This is a genomic window from Pseudomonas sp. B19125 (genome assembly GCF_044218855.1).
Lineage (GTDB): Bacteria > Pseudomonadota > Gammaproteobacteria > Pseudomonadales > Pseudomonadaceae > Aquipseudomonas > Aquipseudomonas edaphica.
In genome coordinates, this window is record NZ_CP162589.1 from 4,868,261 (window position 1) to 4,887,932 (window position 19,672).

The 19,672-nt window shown below is 61.2% G+C and carries 14 protein-coding genes and 4 tRNA genes; 12 read left to right on the forward strand and 6 right to left on the reverse strand.

Going from position 1 to position 19,672, the window contains the following annotated elements; all coding sequences use genetic code 11:
* Positions 1-36: 36 nt before the first annotated feature.
* The 8 genes from AB4P96_RS21975 (at position 37) to AB4P96_RS22010 (ending at position 11,684) form a co-directional block, all read left to right on the forward strand.
* Positions 37-1,848, forward strand: a complete 1,812-nt coding sequence (locus AB4P96_RS21975; RefSeq protein ID WP_395600082.1) for a di-heme-cytochrome C peroxidase — start codon at positions 37-39, stop codon at positions 1,846-1,848.
* Positions 1,845-3,008, forward strand: a complete 1,164-nt coding sequence (locus AB4P96_RS21980) for a catalase family protein (RefSeq protein ID WP_017136379.1) — start codon at positions 1,845-1,847, stop codon at positions 3,006-3,008. The genes AB4P96_RS21975 and AB4P96_RS21980 overlap by 4 nt, the downstream gene beginning before the upstream one ends.
* 606 nt (positions 3,009-3,614) lie before the next feature.
* On the forward strand, positions 3,615-3,668 hold the full coding sequence (kdpF, locus tag AB4P96_RS21985) for a K(+)-transporting ATPase subunit F (protein ID WP_231590042.1): 54 nt from the start codon (positions 3,615-3,617) through the stop codon (positions 3,666-3,668).
* A 107-nt stretch (positions 3,669-3,775) separates the two neighbouring features.
* Positions 3,776-5,482, forward strand: coding sequence for a potassium-transporting ATPase subunit KdpA (gene kdpA / locus AB4P96_RS21990; protein ID WP_099547873.1), 1,707 nt, complete (start codon positions 3,776-3,778; stop codon positions 5,480-5,482).
* A gap of 10 nt (positions 5,483-5,492) precedes the next feature.
* Positions 5,493-6,140, forward strand: coding sequence for a potassium-transporting ATPase subunit KdpC (gene kdpC, locus AB4P96_RS21995; RefSeq protein WP_395600083.1), 648 nt, complete (start codon positions 5,493-5,495; stop codon positions 6,138-6,140).
* 11 nt (positions 6,141-6,151) lie between these two features.
* A complete protein-coding gene (kdpB, locus tag AB4P96_RS22000) occupies positions 6,152-8,221 on the forward strand; it encodes a potassium-transporting ATPase subunit KdpB (RefSeq protein WP_395600084.1) in 2,070 nt (689 codons plus the stop codon).
* 122 nt (positions 8,222-8,343) lie between these two features.
* Positions 8,344-10,995: a sensor histidine kinase KdpD gene (locus AB4P96_RS22005; RefSeq protein WP_170040011.1), complete on the forward strand. Its 2,652-nt coding sequence runs from the start codon at positions 8,344-8,346 to the stop codon at positions 10,993-10,995.
* Positions 10,992-11,684, forward strand: a complete 693-nt coding sequence (locus AB4P96_RS22010) for a response regulator (RefSeq protein ID WP_395600085.1) — start codon at positions 10,992-10,994, stop codon at positions 11,682-11,684. Before AB4P96_RS22005 ends, AB4P96_RS22010 begins: the two co-directional genes overlap by 4 nt.
* On the opposite strand, the gene AB4P96_RS22015 is transcribed toward AB4P96_RS22010, so the two are convergent.
* A complete protein-coding gene (locus AB4P96_RS22015) occupies positions 11,644-12,567 on the reverse strand; it encodes a LysR family transcriptional regulator (protein ID WP_395600086.1) in 924 nt (307 codons plus the stop codon). The genes AB4P96_RS22010 and AB4P96_RS22015 overlap by 41 nt on opposite strands.
* Before the next feature lie 105 nt (positions 12,568-12,672).
* On the opposite strand from AB4P96_RS22015, the gene AB4P96_RS22020 reads away from it, so the two are divergent.
* Positions 12,673-14,175 (forward strand): MFS transporter, encoded by a 1,503-nt coding sequence (locus tag AB4P96_RS22020; RefSeq protein ID WP_395600087.1) that lies wholly within the window; start codon positions 12,673-12,675, stop codon positions 14,173-14,175.
* Positions 14,176-14,254: 79 nt separating this feature from the next.
* On the opposite strand, the gene AB4P96_RS22025 is transcribed toward AB4P96_RS22020, so the two are convergent.
* The 4 genes from AB4P96_RS22025 to AB4P96_RS22040 form a co-directional block, all read right to left on the reverse strand.
* Positions 14,255-14,331, reverse strand: a tRNA-Asp gene (locus AB4P96_RS22025).
* 19 nt (positions 14,332-14,350) lie between these two features.
* A tRNA-Val gene (locus tag AB4P96_RS22030) sits at positions 14,351-14,426 on the reverse strand.
* Between the two features lie 373 nt (positions 14,427-14,799).
* A tRNA-Asp gene (locus AB4P96_RS22035) sits at positions 14,800-14,876 on the reverse strand.
* 19 nt (positions 14,877-14,895) lie between these two features.
* A tRNA-Val gene (locus AB4P96_RS22040) sits at positions 14,896-14,971 on the reverse strand.
* Between the two features lie 159 nt (positions 14,972-15,130).
* Here AB4P96_RS22040 and rdgC point away from each other — a divergent pair.
* The 3 genes from rdgC (at position 15,131) to sugE (ending at position 17,647) form a co-directional block, all read left to right on the forward strand.
* Positions 15,131-16,051: a recombination-associated protein RdgC gene (gene rdgC, locus AB4P96_RS22045; protein WP_003172886.1), complete on the forward strand. Its 921-nt coding sequence runs from the start codon at positions 15,131-15,133 to the stop codon at positions 16,049-16,051.
* A gap of 209 nt (positions 16,052-16,260) precedes the next feature.
* The gene (locus tag AB4P96_RS22050) at positions 16,261-17,220 is read left to right on the forward strand and encodes a bile acid:sodium symporter family protein (RefSeq protein WP_099547867.1); all 960 of its coding nucleotides are present in this window, start codon (positions 16,261-16,263) and stop codon (positions 17,218-17,220) included.
* A gap of 112 nt (positions 17,221-17,332) precedes the next feature.
* Entirely contained in the window at positions 17,333-17,647 is a 315-nt protein-coding gene (gene sugE / locus AB4P96_RS22055; protein WP_017136389.1) for a quaternary ammonium compound efflux SMR transporter SugE, read from the forward strand.
* A gap of 107 nt (positions 17,648-17,754) precedes the next feature.
* Here the strand turns inward: sugE and AB4P96_RS22060 are convergent, their stop codons facing one another.
* Positions 17,755-19,629, reverse strand: coding sequence for an MFS transporter (locus AB4P96_RS22060; RefSeq protein WP_099547865.1), 1,875 nt, complete (start codon positions 19,627-19,629; stop codon positions 17,755-17,757).
* Between the last annotated feature and the right edge of the window lie 43 nt (positions 19,630-19,672).

Genomic DNA, 19,672 nt, shown 5'->3' on the forward strand with positions numbered 1-19,672 from the left:
CTACAACTCGACAAGGCCGAGACAAGGATAGCCATCTTGCGCATTTTTTCCCGTGTTTTACTTCTGATATTGCTCGCCCTGGGTTTGCTGCTGGGCGTGGTCCTCTATTACACCCTCAACCCCAAGCTGCCGGACTACGTGCCCGTGGAGCAGGTGCACTATCAGCAACAATGGAGCGAAGCCGATCGCCAGACCTACTACTTCACGCCCCAGGGCACCCAGGTAAAAGGCCTGCATTACGACTGGTTCACCGCCCTCGAACTGCCCTTTTCGGACCGGCGTTTTGCCACACCCGACTACCTCGCACGCTTCGGCTTTCTGGTCGATCCCAAGCAGGTGCCCAGCGCACAAAACCCCGGCAACCTGCCGGTGGGTTTCGCCCGGCACCAGAACGCCGGCAGCCAGGTGCAGTACCTGGACATCACCTGCGCCGCCTGCCACACCGGCGAGCTGCACTTCAAAAACCAGGCGCTGCGCATCGACGGCGGTTCGGCCCAGCATGTGCTGCCGTCCAGCGTACCGACCCTGCGCGGAGGCAGCTTCGGCCAGGCGCTGGTGGCCAGCCTCGCCGCCACCTATTACCTGCCCTGGAAGTTCGATCGCTTCGCCCACAACGTGCTCGGCCACGACTATGACGATCACAACAAGCAACAACTGCGTCAGGACTTCAAGCAGTCGCTGAACCAGTTCCTTAAAGTTGCCTGGAACGACACGCACCGTGGCCTCTACCCCACCGAAGAAGGCCCGGGCCGCACTGACGCATTTGGCCGCATCGCCAATGCCAGCTTCGGCGACGCTATCTCGCCGGCTAACTACCGGGTCGCCAATGCGCCGGTGGACTACCCGCACCTGTGGGATATCTGGACCTTCGACTGGGTGCAATGGAACGGTTCGGCCCAGCAGCCCATGGCACGTAACATCGGCGAGGCCTTGGGCGTGGGTGCGACCCTGGCCTTTTTCGACGCGGCCGGCCAACCCCTCCAGGGCGATGCCCGTTACCCTTCCAGCGTGCGCGTGCGCGACCTCAACCGGATCGAAGAAACCCTGCAACGCCTCAAGCCGCCGACCTGGCCGCAAGACCTGTTCGGCGCCATCGACAAGCCCCTCGCCGCCCAAGGCCGCGCGCTGTTCGCCGAGAACTGCGCCGGTTGCCATGTGCCTGCAGTCACGCAGGAAAACGGCCGCCCGGTGCAGCAACTGAAGATGTTGCCCGTGGACTACATCGGTACCGACCCAGGCACGGCCAATAACATCGCCGACCAGCGCTATGACCTCAGCGCCCTGCAGTGGGACCCGGAGGAACTGGCCAGGCTCAATGTCGAGCTGCACCCCACGCCCACCGCACCGCTGGACCTGCACAACCTGTCGGTGGCCCAAGGCCTGGCCTACGTCACTGCCTTCGTCGAAGCACACGCCTACCACGCCGCCGGTGTAACCCCGGCCGAACGCCCAGGCCTGGATGGTTTTGGCCTGCCCATCGGTGTGCGTGAATTGCGCGCCTACAAGGCCCGACCGCTGGCCGGCGTATGGGCCGCACCACCATTCCTGCACAACGGCTCGGTGCCGACGATCTATCAATTGCTCTCGCCCCAGGACGAGCGCAGCACCACCTTCTACAAAGGCACGTTCAATTACGACCCGCGTCACCTGGGCTTTGAAACGGGTGCGTTCAAAAACGCCTTTTTGTTCGATACCAAAATAACCGGCAACCACAACAGCGGTCACGAATTCCGTGATGGCAAGCGTGGCAATGGCGTGATCGGCCGTGGCTTGCTGCCGCAGGAACGCTGGGCGCTGCTGGAATACCTCAAAGTACTGGGCGGCCCGCTGGAGCAAACACTGCCATGATTATCCGATCTCAATACAACCAACGTTCGCTGCTCGCACGCCTCTGGCTACGCCTGGGCGCCTTTCTCGGTAAAACCCTGCTGTGGCTGCTGGGTTTGGGGCTGCTGGGCTGGCTGTTCGCCACGGCCTGGTTCGCCTGGCAACACAGCGGCCCGGTGTCGCCGGATGAACAGATCCCACCCGGCGAAACAGCCATGACCCAAGGCATCATCCAGACGGCAGTGCGCATCGTCGATCAGCATCGCGAAGGCACGCGCTACCTGCGTGACGCGCATGCCAAGGCCCACGGCTGCGTGAAGGCCGAAGTCAGCGTGCTGACGGACCTCGACCCGGCGCTGCGCCAAGGCGTATTCGCTGAACCTGGCAAGACCTGGCAGGCGCAGATGCGCCTGTCCAACGGCAACGCCTACCCGCAGTTCGACAGCATCCGCGATGCGCGGGGCATGGCGATCAAGCTGCTGGATGTGCCAGGCAAACAATTGATGGCCGACCAACAGACGCGCACCGAACAGGACTTTGTGATGTTCAGCCACCCGAACTTTTTTGTCAGTGATGTGGCCGAATACGCGCAGAACATCGGTGCCCAGGCTGACGGCAAAAAGGTGTTGGCGTTCTTCCCTAAAGCCGACCCGCGCAGTTGGCAAGTGCGCCACCTGTTTATCGCCCTGGCCACCCTGGCGCCCGCTCCGGCGAGCCCGACGCAGACGACGTACTTTTCGGTTTCCCCCTACAAATTTGGCGCGGCAAATGCCAAGTTTCGTGTAGCACCCGACCCGCAGAGTTGCCCGGAATATGTGTTGCCCAAGCAGAATCAGGACCTGCCGAACTTTCTGCGCAGCGCACTGAACCAGCAACTGTCCACCGACCGTGTACCGGCGTGTTTTGTGTTGCAGATTCAGCGGCAAAATCCGCAGAAATTCATGCCGATCGAAGACACCAGCATCGAATGGAAGGAAAGTGATGCGCCCTATGAGACAGTGGCCAAGGTGCGGATTCCTGCGCAGGACTTTGATACGCCCGCGTTGAATCTTGCCTGTGATAACCAGTCGTTCAACCCGTGGTTCGGGCTGGAGGCGCATCGGCCGATTGGTGGGATTAACCGGTTGCGCAAGGCGGTGTATGAGGCGGTGAGCGACTATCGGCATAGTCGGAATTTGTGAGGTTATGATCGTTCCCACGCTCCGCGTGGGAATGCCGTCTTGGACGCTCTGCGTCCGCAGTTAAGGGGCGTGACGCGGAGCGTCACAGGATGCATTCCCACGCAAAGCGTGGGAACGATCGAACAGAAAAGCCAATCACCGTAAAGAATCCGTATAAATCCGAAGTTCCCCATAACGATTACGTCGCCTCTATTGAACAACTAAGCCCTAAACTCTACCGTCACTTCCTACCTCCAAAACCCGTAGGAAGTCATCGTGGAAAGTTCAACTTTAGGCATGGTCGTCCTGTCAATGATTGCGCTCTTCGGCACCGCCGCGTTTTGCTTCGAACACCTCGCCACCCGCAGCGAGAAGAAAAAGAAAGCCAAATAAGCTGGTCAACGAAATCAGCAGAACCCCAGACTTTCAAGGGATCAGCCACCCGCGGGCTATCCCTTGTTTTCGTGCGCCCTGCTTTAAACCTTCTATATACCGTCTTAATACCGCCCGCCGTAATCAGTGCCCGAGCTTGATACAAGAGCGCCTAACCTCCCCGGCTTACTCAACAAGGGGAGTTACACCGTGCTGACACTAACGTTCATTTATGTGGCCAGCGGCTTATGCGCCGTGGGGCTGTTCGCTTACTTGGGCTACGCCCTCATTCGCGCCGAAAAGTTCTAGGGAGCCCGCCATGTACGACGTGATGTTTATGGGCCTCTCCCTGGTGTTTTTTGTTGCGACTGCCATGGCCATTGTCGCCATGGGCAAGCTTTGAACGGAGCCACGACATGCTAAGCACTTTGCTGGAATTTGCGCTGGTCCTGGGGTTGATGACCGCGCTTGCCGTGCTCATGGGCAAGTGGCTGACCCGGGTATTCACCGGGAACCGCCATGCCCTGCCGGAACGTTTTACCTACCGCCTGCTGGGCATCAACCCATTGGAAACCATGAGCTGGGGCCGCTACGGTTCAGCGCTGTTGCTGTCGAACGCGGCGATGATGCTGCTGGGCTACAGCATCCTGCGCCTGCAGGCGGTAACGCCGATCAACCCCCTGGGGTTGGCTGCGCAAACCCCGGACCTGGCGTTCAACACCGCCGTGTCCTTTATCACCAACACCAACTGGCAGGCGTATTCGGGCGAAACCAGCCTGTCGAACTTCAGCCAGATGGCGGTCATTACCTTTTTGATGTTTGTCGGTGCCACCTCCGGCGTGGTGGCGGCCGCCGGTTTTATACGTGGCTTGAGCCGCTCAAGCGCGGCCGATATCGGCAATTTCTGGGTCGACTTCACCCGCACCCTCTACCGCGTGATGCTGCCGCTGTGCGTGGGCATGGCGCTGGTGTATGTATGGCAAGGCATGCCGCAAACCTTAGCCTCCCAAGCCCTGGCGACAACATTGGAAGGCGCGCAACAACAGCTGATCGTCGGCGCGGTTGCGAGCTTTGAATCGATCAAGCACATCGGCACCAACGGCGGCGGTTTCTTCAGCATGAACGCCGCGCACCCGTTCGAAAACCCGACGCCGCTGACCAACATCCTGCACATCCTCAGCATGCTGTTGATCCCCTCGGCGCTGACCTACACCTTTGGCAGCATGCTGTTGCAACGTCGTCAGGGCTGGGTGTTTTTCGGCACCTTCCTGGTGATGTTTATCGGCTTTCTTGCGCTTGTGTATGGCGCCGAGCAAACCGGCAACCCGTTGCTGACCCAGGCCGGCGCCAACCAGGTGCTGTCGATCGAGCAAAGCGGCGGCAACATGGAAGGCAAGGAACTGCGTTTCGGCATTGCCGACAGCAGCTTGTTTATCGCCACCACCACGGCAGCCACCACCGGCTCGGTCAATACCATGCACGACTCGCTGACGCCCATGGGCGGCTTCGTGCCCCTGGCGCAGATGATGCTCAACTGCGTGTTCGGCGGTGACGGCGTGGGCTTTATCAACCTGATCCAGTACGCGCTGCTCACGGTGTTTCTGGTGGGCATGATGATCGGCCGCAGCCCGGAATTTCTTGGCAAGAAAATCGAGGCCCGCGAGATGAAACTGGTGATGCTCTCGGTGCTCGCGCACCCGGTCAGTATCCTGGGTTTCACCGCCCTCGCCGCCCTGTGGCCAGACACCCTGGCCAGTCTCAACAACCTTGGCCCGCACGGTTTCAGCGAGGTGCTGTACGCCTACACCTCCGGCACCGCCAACAACGGTTCGGCGTTCGCCGGGCTGAATGCCAATACACCGTTTTTTAACACCACCATTGGCCTTGCGATGCTGATCGGGCGCTTCTTCACGATGCTGCCGATGCTCGCCGTGGCCGGTTCCCTGGCGATGAAAAAAACCGTGCCGGCCGGCGCAGGCACCATTCCTACCGCGACCCCGCTGTTCATGTTGCTGGTGGTGTTCGTGGTGCTGGTGGTCGGTGGCCTGACCTTCTTGCCCGCGCTCGCGCTTGGCCCGCTGGTGGAGCAACTGCAGTTGCTGTCCGGCCAGACCTACAACTAAGGACATGTTGATGACCACTCAATCGATCTTCAAAGGGCTGCTGCGCCCGGTGCTGGTGTCGGCGGTGTTTTTCATGCTGCTGACCGGGCTGGCTTACCCGGCGTTCACCACCGTGGCCGCGCAATGGCTGTTCCCGTTTCAGGCTCAAGGCTCGCTGATTGAACGCGATGGGCGGGTGATCGGCTCGGTGCTGATCGGCCAGAATTTCACCAAGCCGGAGTACTTCCAGGGCCGCCCCAGCATGACCCTCGGCGCTGATCCGCAAGACCCGAGCAAAAGCGTGCCGCAGCCCTACAACGCAGGCGCAAGCGGCGCCAGCAACCTCGGCCCTACCAGCCAAAAACTGCTCGACCAGGTGGCTGCCCGCGCCAAAGCCTATCGCCAGGATAACGGCCTGGCCGCTGACGCCCCGGTGCCGGTGGACGCAGTCACCGCCTCAGCCTCTGGCCTCGACCCGCATATCTCGGTGGCCAACGCCCGCCTGCAGTTGGCACGCGTGGCGCGCCTGCGGCACATCCCCGAACCCGAGCTGCTGCAACTGCTCAACGACCACACCGCTGCACGCACCTTCGGCCTGCTCGGCGAGCCACGGGTGAATGTGCTGCAACTCAACGTGGCGCTGGATGCGCGTCAGCCCTCTATTGCGCTCAGTGAGTAAGAGATTCCTTCATGAAAAATGCTCGTTTACCTCTGTTTGACCGGCGCATCGTGCTCACTGCCGGCGTCGATGCACTGAAGAAATTGCTGCCCCAGGCCCAGTGGAAAAACCCGGTGATGTTCGTGGTGTACCTGGGCAGCATTCTCACCACCTTGCTGTGGTTCCAGTCCCTGGGCGGCAAGGGTGAAGCGCCCAGCGGTTTTATCCTCAGCATCACCTTGTGGCTGTGGTTTACCGTGCTGTTCGCCAACTTCGCCGAAGCCCTGGCCGAAGGGCGCAGCCGTGCCCAGGCCGCGAGCCTGCGCGGCATGAAACGCCAGACCCTGGCCAAATTGCTGCAGCAACCGCGCCACGGTGCAGCGTGGCTGCCGCTGGAGGCGAGCCTGCTGCGCAAGGACAACGTAGTGTTGATCGAAGCCGGTGATCTGGTGCCGCTCGACGGCGTGGTGATTGAAGGCGTGGCGTCGGTGGATGAAAGCGCAATTACCGGCGAATCGGCGCCGGTGATCCGCGAGGCCGGTGGCGACTTTTCGTCGGTCACCGGCGGCACGCGGGTGCTGTCGGACTGGCTGGTGGTGCGCATCAGCGTCAACCCCGGCGAATCGTTCCTCGACCGCATGATCTCGATGGTCGAATCGGCCAAGCGCCAGAAGACGCCGAATGAAGTCGCGCTGACGATTCTGCTGGTAGGCCTGACCCTGTTGTTCCTGCTGGTGATCGCCACGCTGAGCCCCTACTCGATCTTCGCCGTGGCCATGAGCGGCAATGGCAGCGTGATCAGCGCCACGGTGTTGGTGGCGTTGCTGGTGTGCCTGATCCCCACCACCATCGGCGGCCTGCTCTCGGCCATCGGCGTGGCGGGCATGAGCCGCATGATGTCGGCCAATGTGATTGCCACCTCCGGCCGTGCCGTCGAGGCGGCGGGTGATGTCGACGTGTTGCTGCTGGACAAGACCGGCACCATCACCTTGGGCAATCGCCAGGCAAGCAGCTTTTTGCCGGCACCCGGCGTGAAGGAAGCCGAACTGGCTGACGCCGCACAACTCGCCTCACTGGCAGACGAAACCCCGGAAGGCCGCAGCATTGTGGTACTGGCCAAGCAAAAATTCGACATCCGCGCGCGGGACATCAACGCCCTGGGCGCACGCTTTGTGCACTTCACCGCGCAAACCCGCATGAGCGGCGTCGACCTGGCCGAAGGCCGGGCGATTCGCAAAGGCGCGGCGGATGCGATTCGCAGCCATATCGAAACCCTGGGCGGGAGTTTCCCGGCGGCATTGCAGGCCAAGGTCGATGAAGTCTCGCGGCGCGGCAGCACACCGCTGGTGGTCAGCGACGGTGCCAAGGCCTTGGGCGTGGTTGAGCTTAAGGACGTGGTGAAAGGCGGCATCAAGGAACGCTTCGCCGAGTTGCGGCGCATGGGCATCAAGACCGTGATGATCACCGGCGACAACCGCCTGACCGCCGCTGCGATTGCGGTGGAAGCCGGTGTCGATGACTTCCTCGCCGAAGCCCGCCCGGAAGACAAGCTGCAACTGATCCGCGACTACCAGGCCCAGGGCAAGCTGGTAGCCATGACCGGCGACGGCACCAACGACGCACCCGCGCTGGCGCAGGCCGACGTGGCCGTGGCGATGAACAGCGGCACCCAGGCGGCCAAAGAGGCCGGCAACATGGTCGACCTCGACAGCAACCCGACCAAGCTGATCGAAGTGGTCGAGGTCGGCAAACAGATGCTCATGACCCGTGGCGCGCTCACCACGTTCAGCGTGGCCAATGACGTGGCGAAGTACTTCGCAATCATCCCGGCGGCGTTTGTCGCCACCTACCCACAGCTGGGCGCCTTGAACGTGATGCACCTGAGCAGCCCCAATTCGGCAATTTTGAGCGCGGTGATTTTTAACGCGCTGATCATTGTCGCGTTGATTCCGCTGGCCTTGCGCGGCGTGAAGTACCGGGCCATCGGCGCAGCGGCGTTGCTTAACCGCAACCTGTTGGTCTACGGCCTGGGCGGCGTGCTGGTGCCGTTTGCCGGGATCAAGGTGATCGACATGCTGCTGAGTGGATTGGGCTTGGTGTAACACCACAAACCCAATGTGGGAGCTGGCTTTTTGGGGGTGCTTCGCACCCCAGCGCAAGCAAGCTTGCTCGCCACAACAAGCCAGCTCCCACAGTTAATCGTGTTGTATTCAACAGGAAGAACATGCCCGCACTCAACCACGAACGCCCCGACCCCGACGCCTTGCTCGCGCGGGTACAGCTCGAAGAACAGGCCGCCTTGCGCGGCAAATTGCGTATTTACTTCGGCTCAAATGCCGGGGTGGGCAAGACCTGCGCCATGCTCGCGGCGGCGCAACGCGAAGTCGCCCTGGGCCGTGATGTGCTTGCCGGCGTAGTAGAAACCCACGGCCGCACGGAGACTGCCGAGCGGCTCGACGGCCTGGAGCAACTGCCCCGCGCTGCCTTGCTGCACCACGATTTTTCGCTCAGCGAATTCGACCTAGACGCCGCGTTGCGCAGGCAGCCCGCCGTATTGCTGGTGGACGAGTTGGCCCACAGCAACGCGCCTGGCTCGCGGCATCCCAAACGCTGGCAAGACGTTGAAGAACTGCTCAGCGCCGGCATCGACGTGTGGACCACGCTCAACGTCCAGCACCTGGAAAGCCTGAATGATCTGGTCAGCGGCATCATCGGCATTCGCGTGCGCGAAACCGTACCGGACCACGTGTTTGATAACGCCCATGACGTGGTGGTGATCGACCTGCCGCCCGACGATTTGCTGCAACGTTTGAAGGACGGCAAGGTCTATCTCGGCCCGCAAGCAGAACGCGCCGCACAGCATTTTTTCCGCAAGGGCAACCTGTTGGCCCTGCGCGAGCTGGCGCTGCGGCGCACGGCGGATCGGGTCGACGCGCAAATGCGCGTGTACCGTCGCGAACAGTCGATCAAAGCCTTGTGGCCAGCCCGCGAACGCTTGCTGGTGGGTGTGGCGGGCGACGCCGGTGATGAACGCCTGGTGCGCGAAGCTGCACGATTGGCGCAAAAGCTCGAAGCTGACTGGATCGTCGTGCATGTCGCAACGGCCCAAGGCAGCGGCGCCAAGCGTTACCTCACGGCGATGAAAACCCTGAGCCTGGCCAGCGAATTCGGCGCCGATACCGCGACGCTGCCGGGCATGGACGTGGCTGAAGCCCTGGCCGCCTGCGCCCGCGAACACAACGCCAATCGCCTGGTGCTCGGCCATCATCCGCGTCGGGCCTGGCGCTTCTGGCATCAGTCGGTCAGCGACCGGATCAGCCGACATCACCCGCAGATCGATCAGATCGTGATCGCTCACAGCGTCTTGCCCGGGCCTGCGCCGACCCTCGAAAAACCCTCGCTGCCCCCCGGCCGCGCCTTGGCCTACCTGTGGGCCACACTCGCCTGCTTCAGCGCCAGCGCCGTCGCTGCATTGCTGCTGCAAGTGTTCGACCTGGCCAACGTGGTCATGCTGTTTTTGCTCACCGTGGTGCTGGTGGCCTTGCGTTATGGGCGCGGCCCCGGTGTGTGGGCGGCGATGCTGGCGGTGCTGTGTTTCGACTTCTTTTTCGTACAGCCGCGCTACTCGTTCACCGTCAACGACACTCAGTATTTCTTCACCTTTGCGCTGATGCTCGGCATTGCCTTGATCACCGGGCAACTCACCGCCCGCCTGCGCCATGAAGCACGCACGGCGGCCGCGCGCGAACGGCGCGCTACCTCTTTGGCGCGGCTGGCTCGCGACTTGTCGGCGGCACTGACCGTAGAGCACATCAGCGAAGTCGCGCTGCGCACCTTCAGTGGCGTGTTCGAAGCACGCGTCGGCCTGGCGCTGCCGGACGCCGCCGATGGCGTGCACAGCGTGAGTGCCAGCGGCTTGCCGATTGACGAAAGCATCGCCCAATGGACTTACGACCATGGCCAAGCCGCAGGCCATGGCACCGACACCTTGTCAGCAGCCAAAGGTTGTTACTTACCGCTCAAAGCGCCGATGCGCGTGCGCGGCGTGCTGGTACTGGAACTGGCCCAGAGCGAGCGCCTGAACGACCCGCAGGAGCGCCGTCTGCTGGAAGCCTGCATGAGCCAATTGGCGATTGCGCTGGAGCGCGTGCATTTCGTCGAAGTGGCGCAAAGCACGCTGGTGCAGATGGAAGGCGAGAAGATGCGCAACACCCTGCTCGCCGCTATTTCCCACGACTTGCGCACGCCCCTGACCACCCTGATCGGCGCCGCCGACACCGCCCTGCCCCATGCCCCGCCAGGTCCGCTGACCGAATTGCTGCACGGCATCCATGAACAAGCTACATCGATGCAGCGGCTGATCGAAAACCTGCTGGACATGGCGCGCATGCAAGAGCGCGGCGTGCGCCTGAACCGGCAGTGGCATTCGCTGGAAGAAATCGTCGGCAGCGCCCTGCGCCAGTTGCGTGAGCCGTTGGCACACCACCGCGTGCAAACCCTGTTGGATTCACAGTTGCCGCTGGTGGATATCGACGCCCTGCTGATCGAGCGGGTGCTGGTCAACCTGCTGGATAACGCCGCCAAATACACGCCGGCGGGCACCCTCATTACCGTCACTGGCAGCAAAGTTTCGGACAGCATCGTGCTGGAAGTCAGCGACAACGGCCCGGGCAAGGCTCCCGCCAACCTGTTCGAACCTTTCGCACGTGGCCAGCAGGAATCTTCCGTCACGGGCATCGGCCTGGGCCTGGCGCTGGCCAAACGCATCGTTGAGGCCCATGGCGGGCATATCCACACCCACCCGCTTGAGACGTGCGGCATGCACTTCATCATCACCTTACCGGCCGGCACCCCGCCGGCCATGGAAAACCTATGAGCCCTGCACGCATTTTGATTGTTGAAGACGAAGCCAATATCCGCCGCTTTGTCGGGATCGCCCTGCAAGATGAAGGCTTTCAGGTGTTCGAAGCCGACAGCGTCAAACGTGCGCTGATTCATGCCGCCAGCCGTCAACCGGACCTGGTGATCGTCGACCTCGGCTTGCCCGATGGCGATGGCAAGCAACTGATCAGTGAGTTGCGTGGTTGGCTGGCGGTGCCGATTCTGGTGTTGTCGGCGCGTGATCGCGAAGAAGAGAAAGTCGCCGCTTTGGACGCAGGGGCCGATGATTACCTGACCAAGCCGTTCGGCGTGCCCGAATTGCTCGCTCGCATCCGCGCACAACTGCGCCGGCACGGGCAGACGGGCGCTGTGGCGGCGACCAGCAAGGTGGCGTTTGGCGAAATTGAAGTCGACCTGTCGACCCACGAAGTGTGGCGCCAGAGCCAGCCGGTGCACCTCACACCCATCGAGTACCGCCTGCTCTGCGCAATGATTCGCGGCCAGAGCCGGGTGCTGACACATCGGCAGTTATTGCTCGAAGTGTGGGGGCTGGACTACATCGACCGCCCGCACTATCTGCGTGTACACATGGCGCACTTGCGGCAAAAGCTGGAGGCGGATCCGGCGCAGCCGCAGCATTTTATTACCGAGTTGCAGGTGGGGTATCGGTTGATGGGGCTGTGAACAGGCGTTCAGCAACAAAGTCCACAAACACCCGGATCTTGGGTGACAGGTGCCGGCTGGAAGGCCACAGCGCCCAGAATTGGCCTTGGTCATCAGAGTGCCCGTCCAACACGGTTTCCAACTGTGCCTGGGCCAGCGCCTCACGGGCCAGAAAGTCCGGCACGTAAGCGATGCCATGGCCATCGATTGCGGCCCGAAGCATCGCTTCCATATTGTTCAACGTCAGCGCCGTGGGCAGCCGTAATTGGGTGATCGCCGGGTTGGCGGATAAGGTCCACTCCATGATTTTGCCGGTGGTGGCGAAGCGATAACGCAGGCATTGGTGGCGCTCAAGGTCACTGAGGGTTGCTGGCCGACCGTTCGCACGCAGGTACTCAGGCGATGCACACAACACAAAGCGAAATGGCCCGAGTCGGTGCGCCATCAAGGTCGAATCGGCCAGACCGCCGCTGCGGATCACCACGTCGAAGCCTTCCTCGATCACATCCACCAGGTGGTCGTTGAAATCCAGCTCCAACTCAATTTCCGGGTAGGCCCGCCTGAAGGCGACCATATGCGCAAATAGAAACCTGTAACCGATGGTGGGCAGGCTGACCCGCAACTTGCCGCGGGGGGCCTGCATGGCATGGGAGAGCATGGCGCGGGCGTCCTGCAGGTCATCGAGAATTTTCCGACAGCGCTCGTAGAACAACTGGCCTTCAGCAGTCAGGCTGACTTTGCGCGTGCTGCGGTGCAACAACCGCACATTCAACGACGCTTCCAGCTTGACCACATTTTTGCCCACCGCCGAGGCGGAAATGCCCATCGCCCGCGCCGCGCCTGTGAAGCTGAGCGCTTCAGCGGTTTTCACGAAGGCGATCACACCGCTGAGATTGTCGCTCATACCAATGCATCCAATTTGTCCGTTATGTGTGGAATGTAGGCCCATTTATCCGCCATTACATCCTGACTAGAGTCTTTATCTTTACAGGCCCACAGGAATCTCCCGATGAACACAGCCGACTCCGCCCATGGCCGCTATGCCATTCTTGCCGCGATCTGCCTGGCGGCTCTGGTGTTGCCCATGAGCTTTACCGGTGGCGCCGTAGCGACGCCCTTTATCGGCCACGCATTTGCTGCGCACCCCACACAGTTGGCGTGGATCACCAACGCGTTCATGCTTAGTTTCGGCAGCCTGCTGATGGCCGCCGGCACCCTTGCCGATCGGTATGGTCGCAAGCGTTTGTTCCTGTGGGGCATGGCGCTGTTTACAGGTGTCTCGCTGCTGCTGACCGTGGCGCCGGGCATACTCTGGCTGGATGTACTGCGCGGTGTACAGGGTGTTGCGGCGGCTACCGCATTGGCCAGCGGCTGCGCAGCGTTGGCGCAGGAGTTCGACGGCCATGCCAGGACACGCGCCTTCAGCTTGCTGGGCACCACCTTTGGCGCAGGCCTGGCTTTCGGGCCGCTGCTGTCTGGGTGGCTGATTGAACTGTGGGGCTGGCGTGCGATTTTCTTCACCACCGCATTGCTGGCGGGCCTGTCGTTGCTGTGCGCCGCACCCACAATGCGAGAGAGCCGCGACCCGCAAGCGCTGCAGTTGGACCTGCCTGGCGTACTGACGTTTTCGGCAATGCTGGTGAGCTTGACCACGGCGATCATTCTCGCGCCGCAGTTGGGTTGGGCTTCGGTGACGACCGGTTGCCTGCTTGCGGCGGCTGCGGCTTTCTTGCTGGTGTTTATCCTGGTTGAACAGCGTGCGAGCCAACCGATGCTGGATCTGCGCCTGTTTCGCTTTGCGCGTTTTATCGGCGTGCAATTGTTGCCGATTGGCACCTGCTACTGCTACATCGTGCTGGTGGTGTTGCTGCCGCTGCGGTTTATTGGGGTCGAAGGCGCCAGCGCGTCAGAGGCGGGTTTGATGATGCTGGCGCTGTCTGCGCCGATGCTGGTGGTGCCGTTACTGGCCGCAACGCTGACACGCTGGCTGTCGGCGGGGCTGTTGTGTGCCCTTGGCCTGTTGATCGCGGCGTCGGGGTTGTATGGGCTGAGCCTGGTCCCGCTCGGCCAGCCATTGCTGACTGTCGTGGCAATGTTGGTGATCGGGATGGGGACGGGCTTGCCGTGGGGCTTGATGGATGGCCTGGCGATCAGCGTGGTGCCCACAGAGCGTGCGGGCATGGCCGCAGGCATTTTCAATACGACCCGGGTTGCCAGTGAAGGTGTGGCGCTGGCCATCACCGTGGCTGTGTTGAGTGCGCTGGTTGCCCATCATCTGCCCGCAGACAGTTCGCAGGACATTGCTGGGGTTGCCCAACAGTTGGTCATGGGCGACACCCGTGCAAACCTCCCGCTGGAATTGCTGCGCACGGCCTACCTCGCGGGCTTCAATACGTTGCTGCAATGGCTGGCCGGGCTCACCCTGTTTACGGCGGTGGTGGTGTTTGTGTTTCTGAGCCGACGTGAGATTGCACCCGCGCCTGTGGCGCTCGCCGCCGAAGCGCAAAGCTGAATCGCAGGCAAAAAAAAGCCCGCTCAATGAGCGGGCTTCTTGTGGTGACCTGGCGTTCAGTGTTCCAGGTTACCGAATATGGCGCAGCGGACGGGACTCGAACCCGCGACCCCCGGCGTGACAGGCCGGTATTCTAACCGACTGAACTACCGCTGCGCGTAACACTTGAAACGAATGGTGGGTGATGACGGGATCGAACCGCCGACATTCTGCTTGTAAGGCAGACGCTCTCCCAGCTGAGCTAATCACCCTTCGCTTCGGTGTGGGCGGCATAATACACCAAAAATCTGCAATGTCTTGATTTAAATGCAATTTATTTAAAATAATTTCTCTGGTGTCCTCCGCGCCCCGGAAAACGGGGCCTCAAGCCCCAAATGTGAGTCTATTGCGTTTATACGTTGCTTGGCGGCACTGTTAAAAACCATTATCAATGACACCTGAGCCGCGCAACGTGATGGTGACAACGCGTTGGGATTTCTGATCAGCCCATAAAAAAACGCCGCCAATCATCGGAAATGATCGGCAGCGTTTTTTTGGTTTTACAAACCCCGGACAGCAAAAAGCCCGCTCAATGAGCGGGCTTTCTGTGGTGACCTGGCGTTCAGTGTTCCAGGTTACCGAATATGGCGCAGCGGACGGGACTCGAACCCGCGACCCCCGGCGTGACAGGCCGGTATTCTAACCGACTGAACTACCGCTGCGCGTAACACTTGAAACGAATGGTGGGTGATGACGGGATCGAACCGCCGACATTCTGCTTGTAAGGCAGACGCTCTCCCAGCTGAGCTAATCACCCTTCGCTTCGGTGTGGCGCGCATTCTACGGAGCGACCTTAAGTCTGGCAAGCACTTTCTTAAATCTTTTTTTTCAGCCCTTCCAATGGCTTAGGCAGGGTTGGCCTCAGCCCGGATCAAGAGAATAATGCCCCCCTTTGTATAAAGGAGAGACTCACCCCATGTGGTTCAAGAACCTGCTTATCTATCGCCTGACCCAAGATCTGCCTGTTGATGCCGAGGCGTTGGAAGCGGCCATGGCCACCAAACTGGCGCGCCCGTGTGCAAGCCAGGAGTTGACCACTTACGGTTTCGTCGCACCTTTTGGTAAAGGTGAAGACGCTCCCCTGGTGCATGTCAGCGGTGACTTCCTGCTGATCGCTGCACGCAAGGAAGAACGCATCCTGCCGGGTAGCGTGGTGCGTGACGCGCTTAAAGAGAAAGTCGAAGAGATCGAGGCCGAGCAAATGCGCAAGGTCTATAAGAAGGAACGCGACCAGATCAAGGATGAAATCATCCAGGCCTTCCTGCCGCGCGCCTTTATCCGTCGCTCGTCGACTTTCGCCGCCATTGCGCCGAAACAGGGCCTGATCCTGGTCAACTCGGCGAGCCCGAAACGCGCCGAAGACCTGCTGTCGACCCTGCGCGAAGTAATCGGCACCCTGCCGGTACGCCCGCTGACGGTTAAAACCGCACCAACGGCGATCATGACCGACTGGGTCACCACGCAGAAGCCGGCCGATGACTTCTTCGTCCTCGACGAATGCGAACTGCGCGACACCCACGAAGACGGCGGCATCGTGCGCTGCAAGCGCCAGGACCTGACCGGCGAAGAGATCCAACTGCACCTGACTACCGGCAAAGTCGTGACGCAATTGTCCCTGGCCTGGCAGGACAAGTTGTCCTTCATGCTCGACGACAAAATGACCGTCAAGCGACTGAAGTTCGAAGACCTGCTGCAAGACCAGGCTGAACAGGACGGCGGCGACGAGGCATTGGGCCAACTGGATGCCAGCTTTACCCTGATGATGCTGACGTTTGGTGAGTTCCTGCCGGCGTTGGTTGAGGCACTGGGCGGCGAAGAAACCCCGCAGGGCATCTAAGCCATGTGAAGATCAAAATGTGGGAGCTGGCTTGTGTGGGAGCTGGCTTGCCTGCGATAGCATCAACTCGATCCAGCTGAAGACCGAGGTGCCTGCATCGCGGGCAAGCCCGGCTCCCACACAAGCCAGTCCTCACACAAACATCTCCCACACAAGCCCCACATTTGATTGCAGTTACACCCTCGAACTCTAATAACAAGGACTTCCCCATGCGCGCACTCGCCGCCTTGAGCCGCTTCGTTGGCAATACCTTCGCCTACTGGGTGTTGATTTTCGCGGTGCTCGCCTTCCTTGAGCCCGGCTGGTTCATTGGCCTCAAAGGCGCCATCGTGCCGCTGCTGGGCCTGGTGATGTTCGGCATGGGGCTGACCTTGAAACTGGAAGACTTCGCCGAAGTCGCCCGCCATCCCTGGCGCGTGGCCCTCGGCGTGGTTGCGCATTTTGTGATCATGCCGGGCGTGGCCTGGCTGCTGTGCCAGGCGTTCCACTTGCCGCCGGAAATCGCCGTCGGCGTGATCCTGGTCGGGTGCTGCCCAAGCGGCACTTCATCCAACGTCATGACCTGGCTGGCCCGGGGCGACCTCGCGCTGTCGGTAGCCATCGCCGCCGTCACCACCCTCCTCGCCCCGCTGCTGACGCCCGCATTGATCTGGCTGCTGGCCTCGGCCTGGCTGCCGGTGTCATTCATGGAGCTGTTCTGGTCGATTCTGCAAGTGGTGTTGCTGCCGATCGTGCTGGGCGTGGTGGCGCAACGCGTGCTGGGCGACCGGGTGCGCCATGCCGTGGAGGTATTGCCGCTGGTCTCAGTGGTAAGCATCGTAATCATCGTCGCTGCAGTCGTTGCAGCGAGCCAGGCGAAGATCGCCGAGTCCGGCCTGTTGATCATGGCCGTAGTCATGCTGCACAACAGCTTCGGTTATCTGCTCGGTTACTTCACCGGCCGCCTGTTCAAACTGCCGTTGGCGCAGCGTAAATCCCTGGCGCTGGAAGTGGGCATGCAGAACTCCGGGCTGGGCGCCGCGCTGGCCAGTGCGCACTTTTCGCCCTTGGCGGCGGTGCCGAGCGCGCTGTTCAGCGTGTGGCACAATATTTCCGGGGCATTGCTGTCGACTTACTTTCGCAGAATGAGCGAAAAAGAGGACCGCCGCGCCCTGGAGAGCGCGCCGTAAACTTGATCACCTGATCAATTTTCGGCAAGCTACCGGGCTTCGCGGGGACGACCTCGCGACGCTCTCAAGCGCTTAATCCGGGGACGACCCCAGCTATAGAGGGGAGATCAACATGTCCTGGATCATTCTGTTTTTTGCCGGGCTGTTTGAGGTCGGCTGGGCGGTCGGCCTGAAGTACACCGACGGTTTCAGCAAGCCGCTGCCGACAGCACTGACGATCGCCGCCATGGCCATCAGCCTCGGCCTGCTGGGCCTGGCCATGAAGGAGCTGCCGCTGGGCACCGCCTATGCCATCTGGACCGGTGTGGGTGCGGTGGGTACGGTGATCGCCGGGATTATCCTGTTTGGGGAGTCCATGGCGCTGTTCAGGTTGGCGAGTGTGGCGTTGATCATTTGCGGGCTGGTTGGGCTCAAGATCAGCGCCTGAGCCACTACCGCTATCGCAGGCAAGCCAGCTCCCACATTGGACGGTGTTCAGCGTTAAAATGTGGGAGCTGGCTTGCCTGCGATGAGGCCCTTACAGCCAGCAAATAACTACCTGACACTCCCGCGCAACACCCCTACCCGCGCCTGCAACTGCTCAGGCGTCGCGGCCTCCACCGCAACCGGCTCACCCGCCACCAACACCACCCGCGACCAGATCCGATGAAAGATGCCCTTGTTCGGATCGCGACTGAAAAAGCTCCCCCACAACCCCTGCAACGCCATCGGAATCACCGGCACCGGGGTCTGCTCCAGAATCCGCGTCAACCCGCTACGGAACTCATTGATCTCGCCATCGGCGGTCAGCTTGCCTTCCGGGAAGATGCACACCAACTCCCCTTCCTTCAGGTACTGGGCAATTCGCATGAAGGCCTTTTCGTAGATCTGGATATCTTCATGGCGCCCGGCAATCGGAATCGCCCCGGCCGTGCGGAAGATAAAATTCAGCACCGGCAAACGGTAGATCTTGTAGTACATCACAAAGCGAATCGGCCGACGTACCGCGCCGCCAATCAACAGTGCATCGACAAACGACACGTGGTTGCACACCAGCAGCGCCGCGCCTTCATCCGGAATCAGCTCAAGGTTGCGATGCTCCACGCGGTACATGGAATGGCTGAGCAGCCAGATCATGAAGCGCATGGTGAACTCGGGGACGATTTTGAAGATGTAAGTGTTGACCGCAATGTTGAGCAGCGACACCACCAGGAACAACTCGGGGATCGACAGCTTGGCCACGCTCAGCAGCAGGATCGAGACGATGGCCGAAACCACCATGAACAACGCATTGAGAATATTGTTGGCCGCAATGACCCGCGCGCGCTCGTTCTCGGCCGTGCGCGACTGGATCAGCGCGTAGAGCGGCACGATATAGAAACCACCGAACACACCCAGGCCAAGGATATCGAACAACACCCACCACGCCTGACCGTAGCTGAGTACCGCCAGCCAGCTATGTTCCTGGGCCGATTGCGGAAAGCCGCCCGAGTGCCACCACAGCAGCAGGCCGAAGACCGTCAGGCCAAACGAGCCAAACGGCACCAGGCCGATCTCGACCTTACGGCCCGAGAGCTTTTCGCAGAGCATCGAGCCGACGGCGATGCCCACCGAAAACACCGTAAGGATCAGCGTCACCACAGTTTCGTCGCCGTACAACCATTCCTTGGCGTAGGCCGGGATTTGCGTGAGGTAGATCGCACCGACAAACCAGAACCACGAGTTGCCGACAATCGAGCGCGACACTGCCGGCGTCTGCCCCAGGCCCAGGCGCAAGGTGGCCCAGGATTCGCTGAAGATATTCCAGTTCAGGCGCAGCTCGGGCGTGGACGCCGCCGCCCGCGGAATGCTGCGGCTGGCCAGGTAGCCGAGCACCGCCACGCCGACAATCGCCACCGCCACCAGTGGCGCGTAATTGCTCGACGACATGATGATCCCGGCGCCAATGGTGCCGGCCAGAATGGCCAGAAACGTGCCCATTTCCACCAGTCCGTTGCCGCCCACCAGCTCATCGTCGTGCAACGCCTGGGGCATGATCGAGTACTTCACCGGGCCGAACAACGCCGAATGCGTACCCATGGCAAACAGCGCCAGCAGCATCAGTTCCAGGTGGTTGAACAGAAAGCCCGTGGCGCCCACGGCCATGATCACGATCTCGCCGATCTTGATCGCGCGGATCAGCGCGTCCTTGTTGAATTTCTCGCCAAACTGCCCGGCCAGCGCCGAGAACAGGAAGAACGGCAGGATAAACAACAAGGCGCACAGGTTGACCCAGATGGAGCGGTCGCCCTCGATGGTGAGCTTGTAGAGAATCGCCAGGATCAGCGATTGCTTGAAGATGTTGTCGTTGAATGCGCCCAGTAACTGGGTGATGAAAAACGGCAGAAAGCGCCGTGTGCGCAGCAAGGTGAATTGTGAGGGGTGGCTCATCGTCCGTGTTCCTGCGTGGCCTGAAGGCGTGTAGTTTCTCAGG

Coding starts and splice junctions, on each gene's coding strand:
- AB4P96_RS21980 (WP_017136379.1), top strand. CDS start 1,845: ATGATTATCCGATCTCAATACAACCAACGTTCGCTGCTCGCACGCCTC.
- kdpA (WP_099547873.1), top strand. CDS start 3,776: ATGCTAAGCACTTTGCTGGAATTTGCGCTGGTCCTGGGGTTGATGACC.
- kdpC (WP_395600083.1), top strand. CDS start 5,493: ATGACCACTCAATCGATCTTCAAAGGGCTGCTGCGCCCGGTGCTGGTG.
- kdpB (WP_395600084.1), top strand. CDS start 6,152: ATGAAAAATGCTCGTTTACCTCTGTTTGACCGGCGCATCGTGCTCACT.
- AB4P96_RS22005 (WP_170040011.1), top strand. CDS start 8,344: ATGCCCGCACTCAACCACGAACGCCCCGACCCCGACGCCTTGCTCGCG.
- AB4P96_RS22010 (WP_395600085.1), top strand. CDS start 10,992: ATGAGCCCTGCACGCATTTTGATTGTTGAAGACGAAGCCAATATCCGC.
- AB4P96_RS22015 (WP_395600086.1), bottom strand. CDS start 12,567: ATGAGCGACAATCTCAGCGGTGTGATCGCCTTCGTGAAAACCGCTGAA.
- AB4P96_RS22020 (WP_395600087.1), top strand. CDS start 12,673: ATGAACACAGCCGACTCCGCCCATGGCCGCTATGCCATTCTTGCCGCG.
- rdgC (WP_003172886.1), top strand. CDS start 15,131: ATGTGGTTCAAGAACCTGCTTATCTATCGCCTGACCCAAGATCTGCCT.
- AB4P96_RS22050 (WP_099547867.1), top strand. CDS start 16,261: ATGCGCGCACTCGCCGCCTTGAGCCGCTTCGTTGGCAATACCTTCGCC.
- sugE (WP_017136389.1), top strand. CDS start 17,333: ATGTCCTGGATCATTCTGTTTTTTGCCGGGCTGTTTGAGGTCGGCTGG.
- AB4P96_RS22060 (WP_099547865.1), bottom strand. CDS start 19,629: ATGAGCCACCCCTCACAATTCACCTTGCTGCGCACACGGCGCTTTCTG.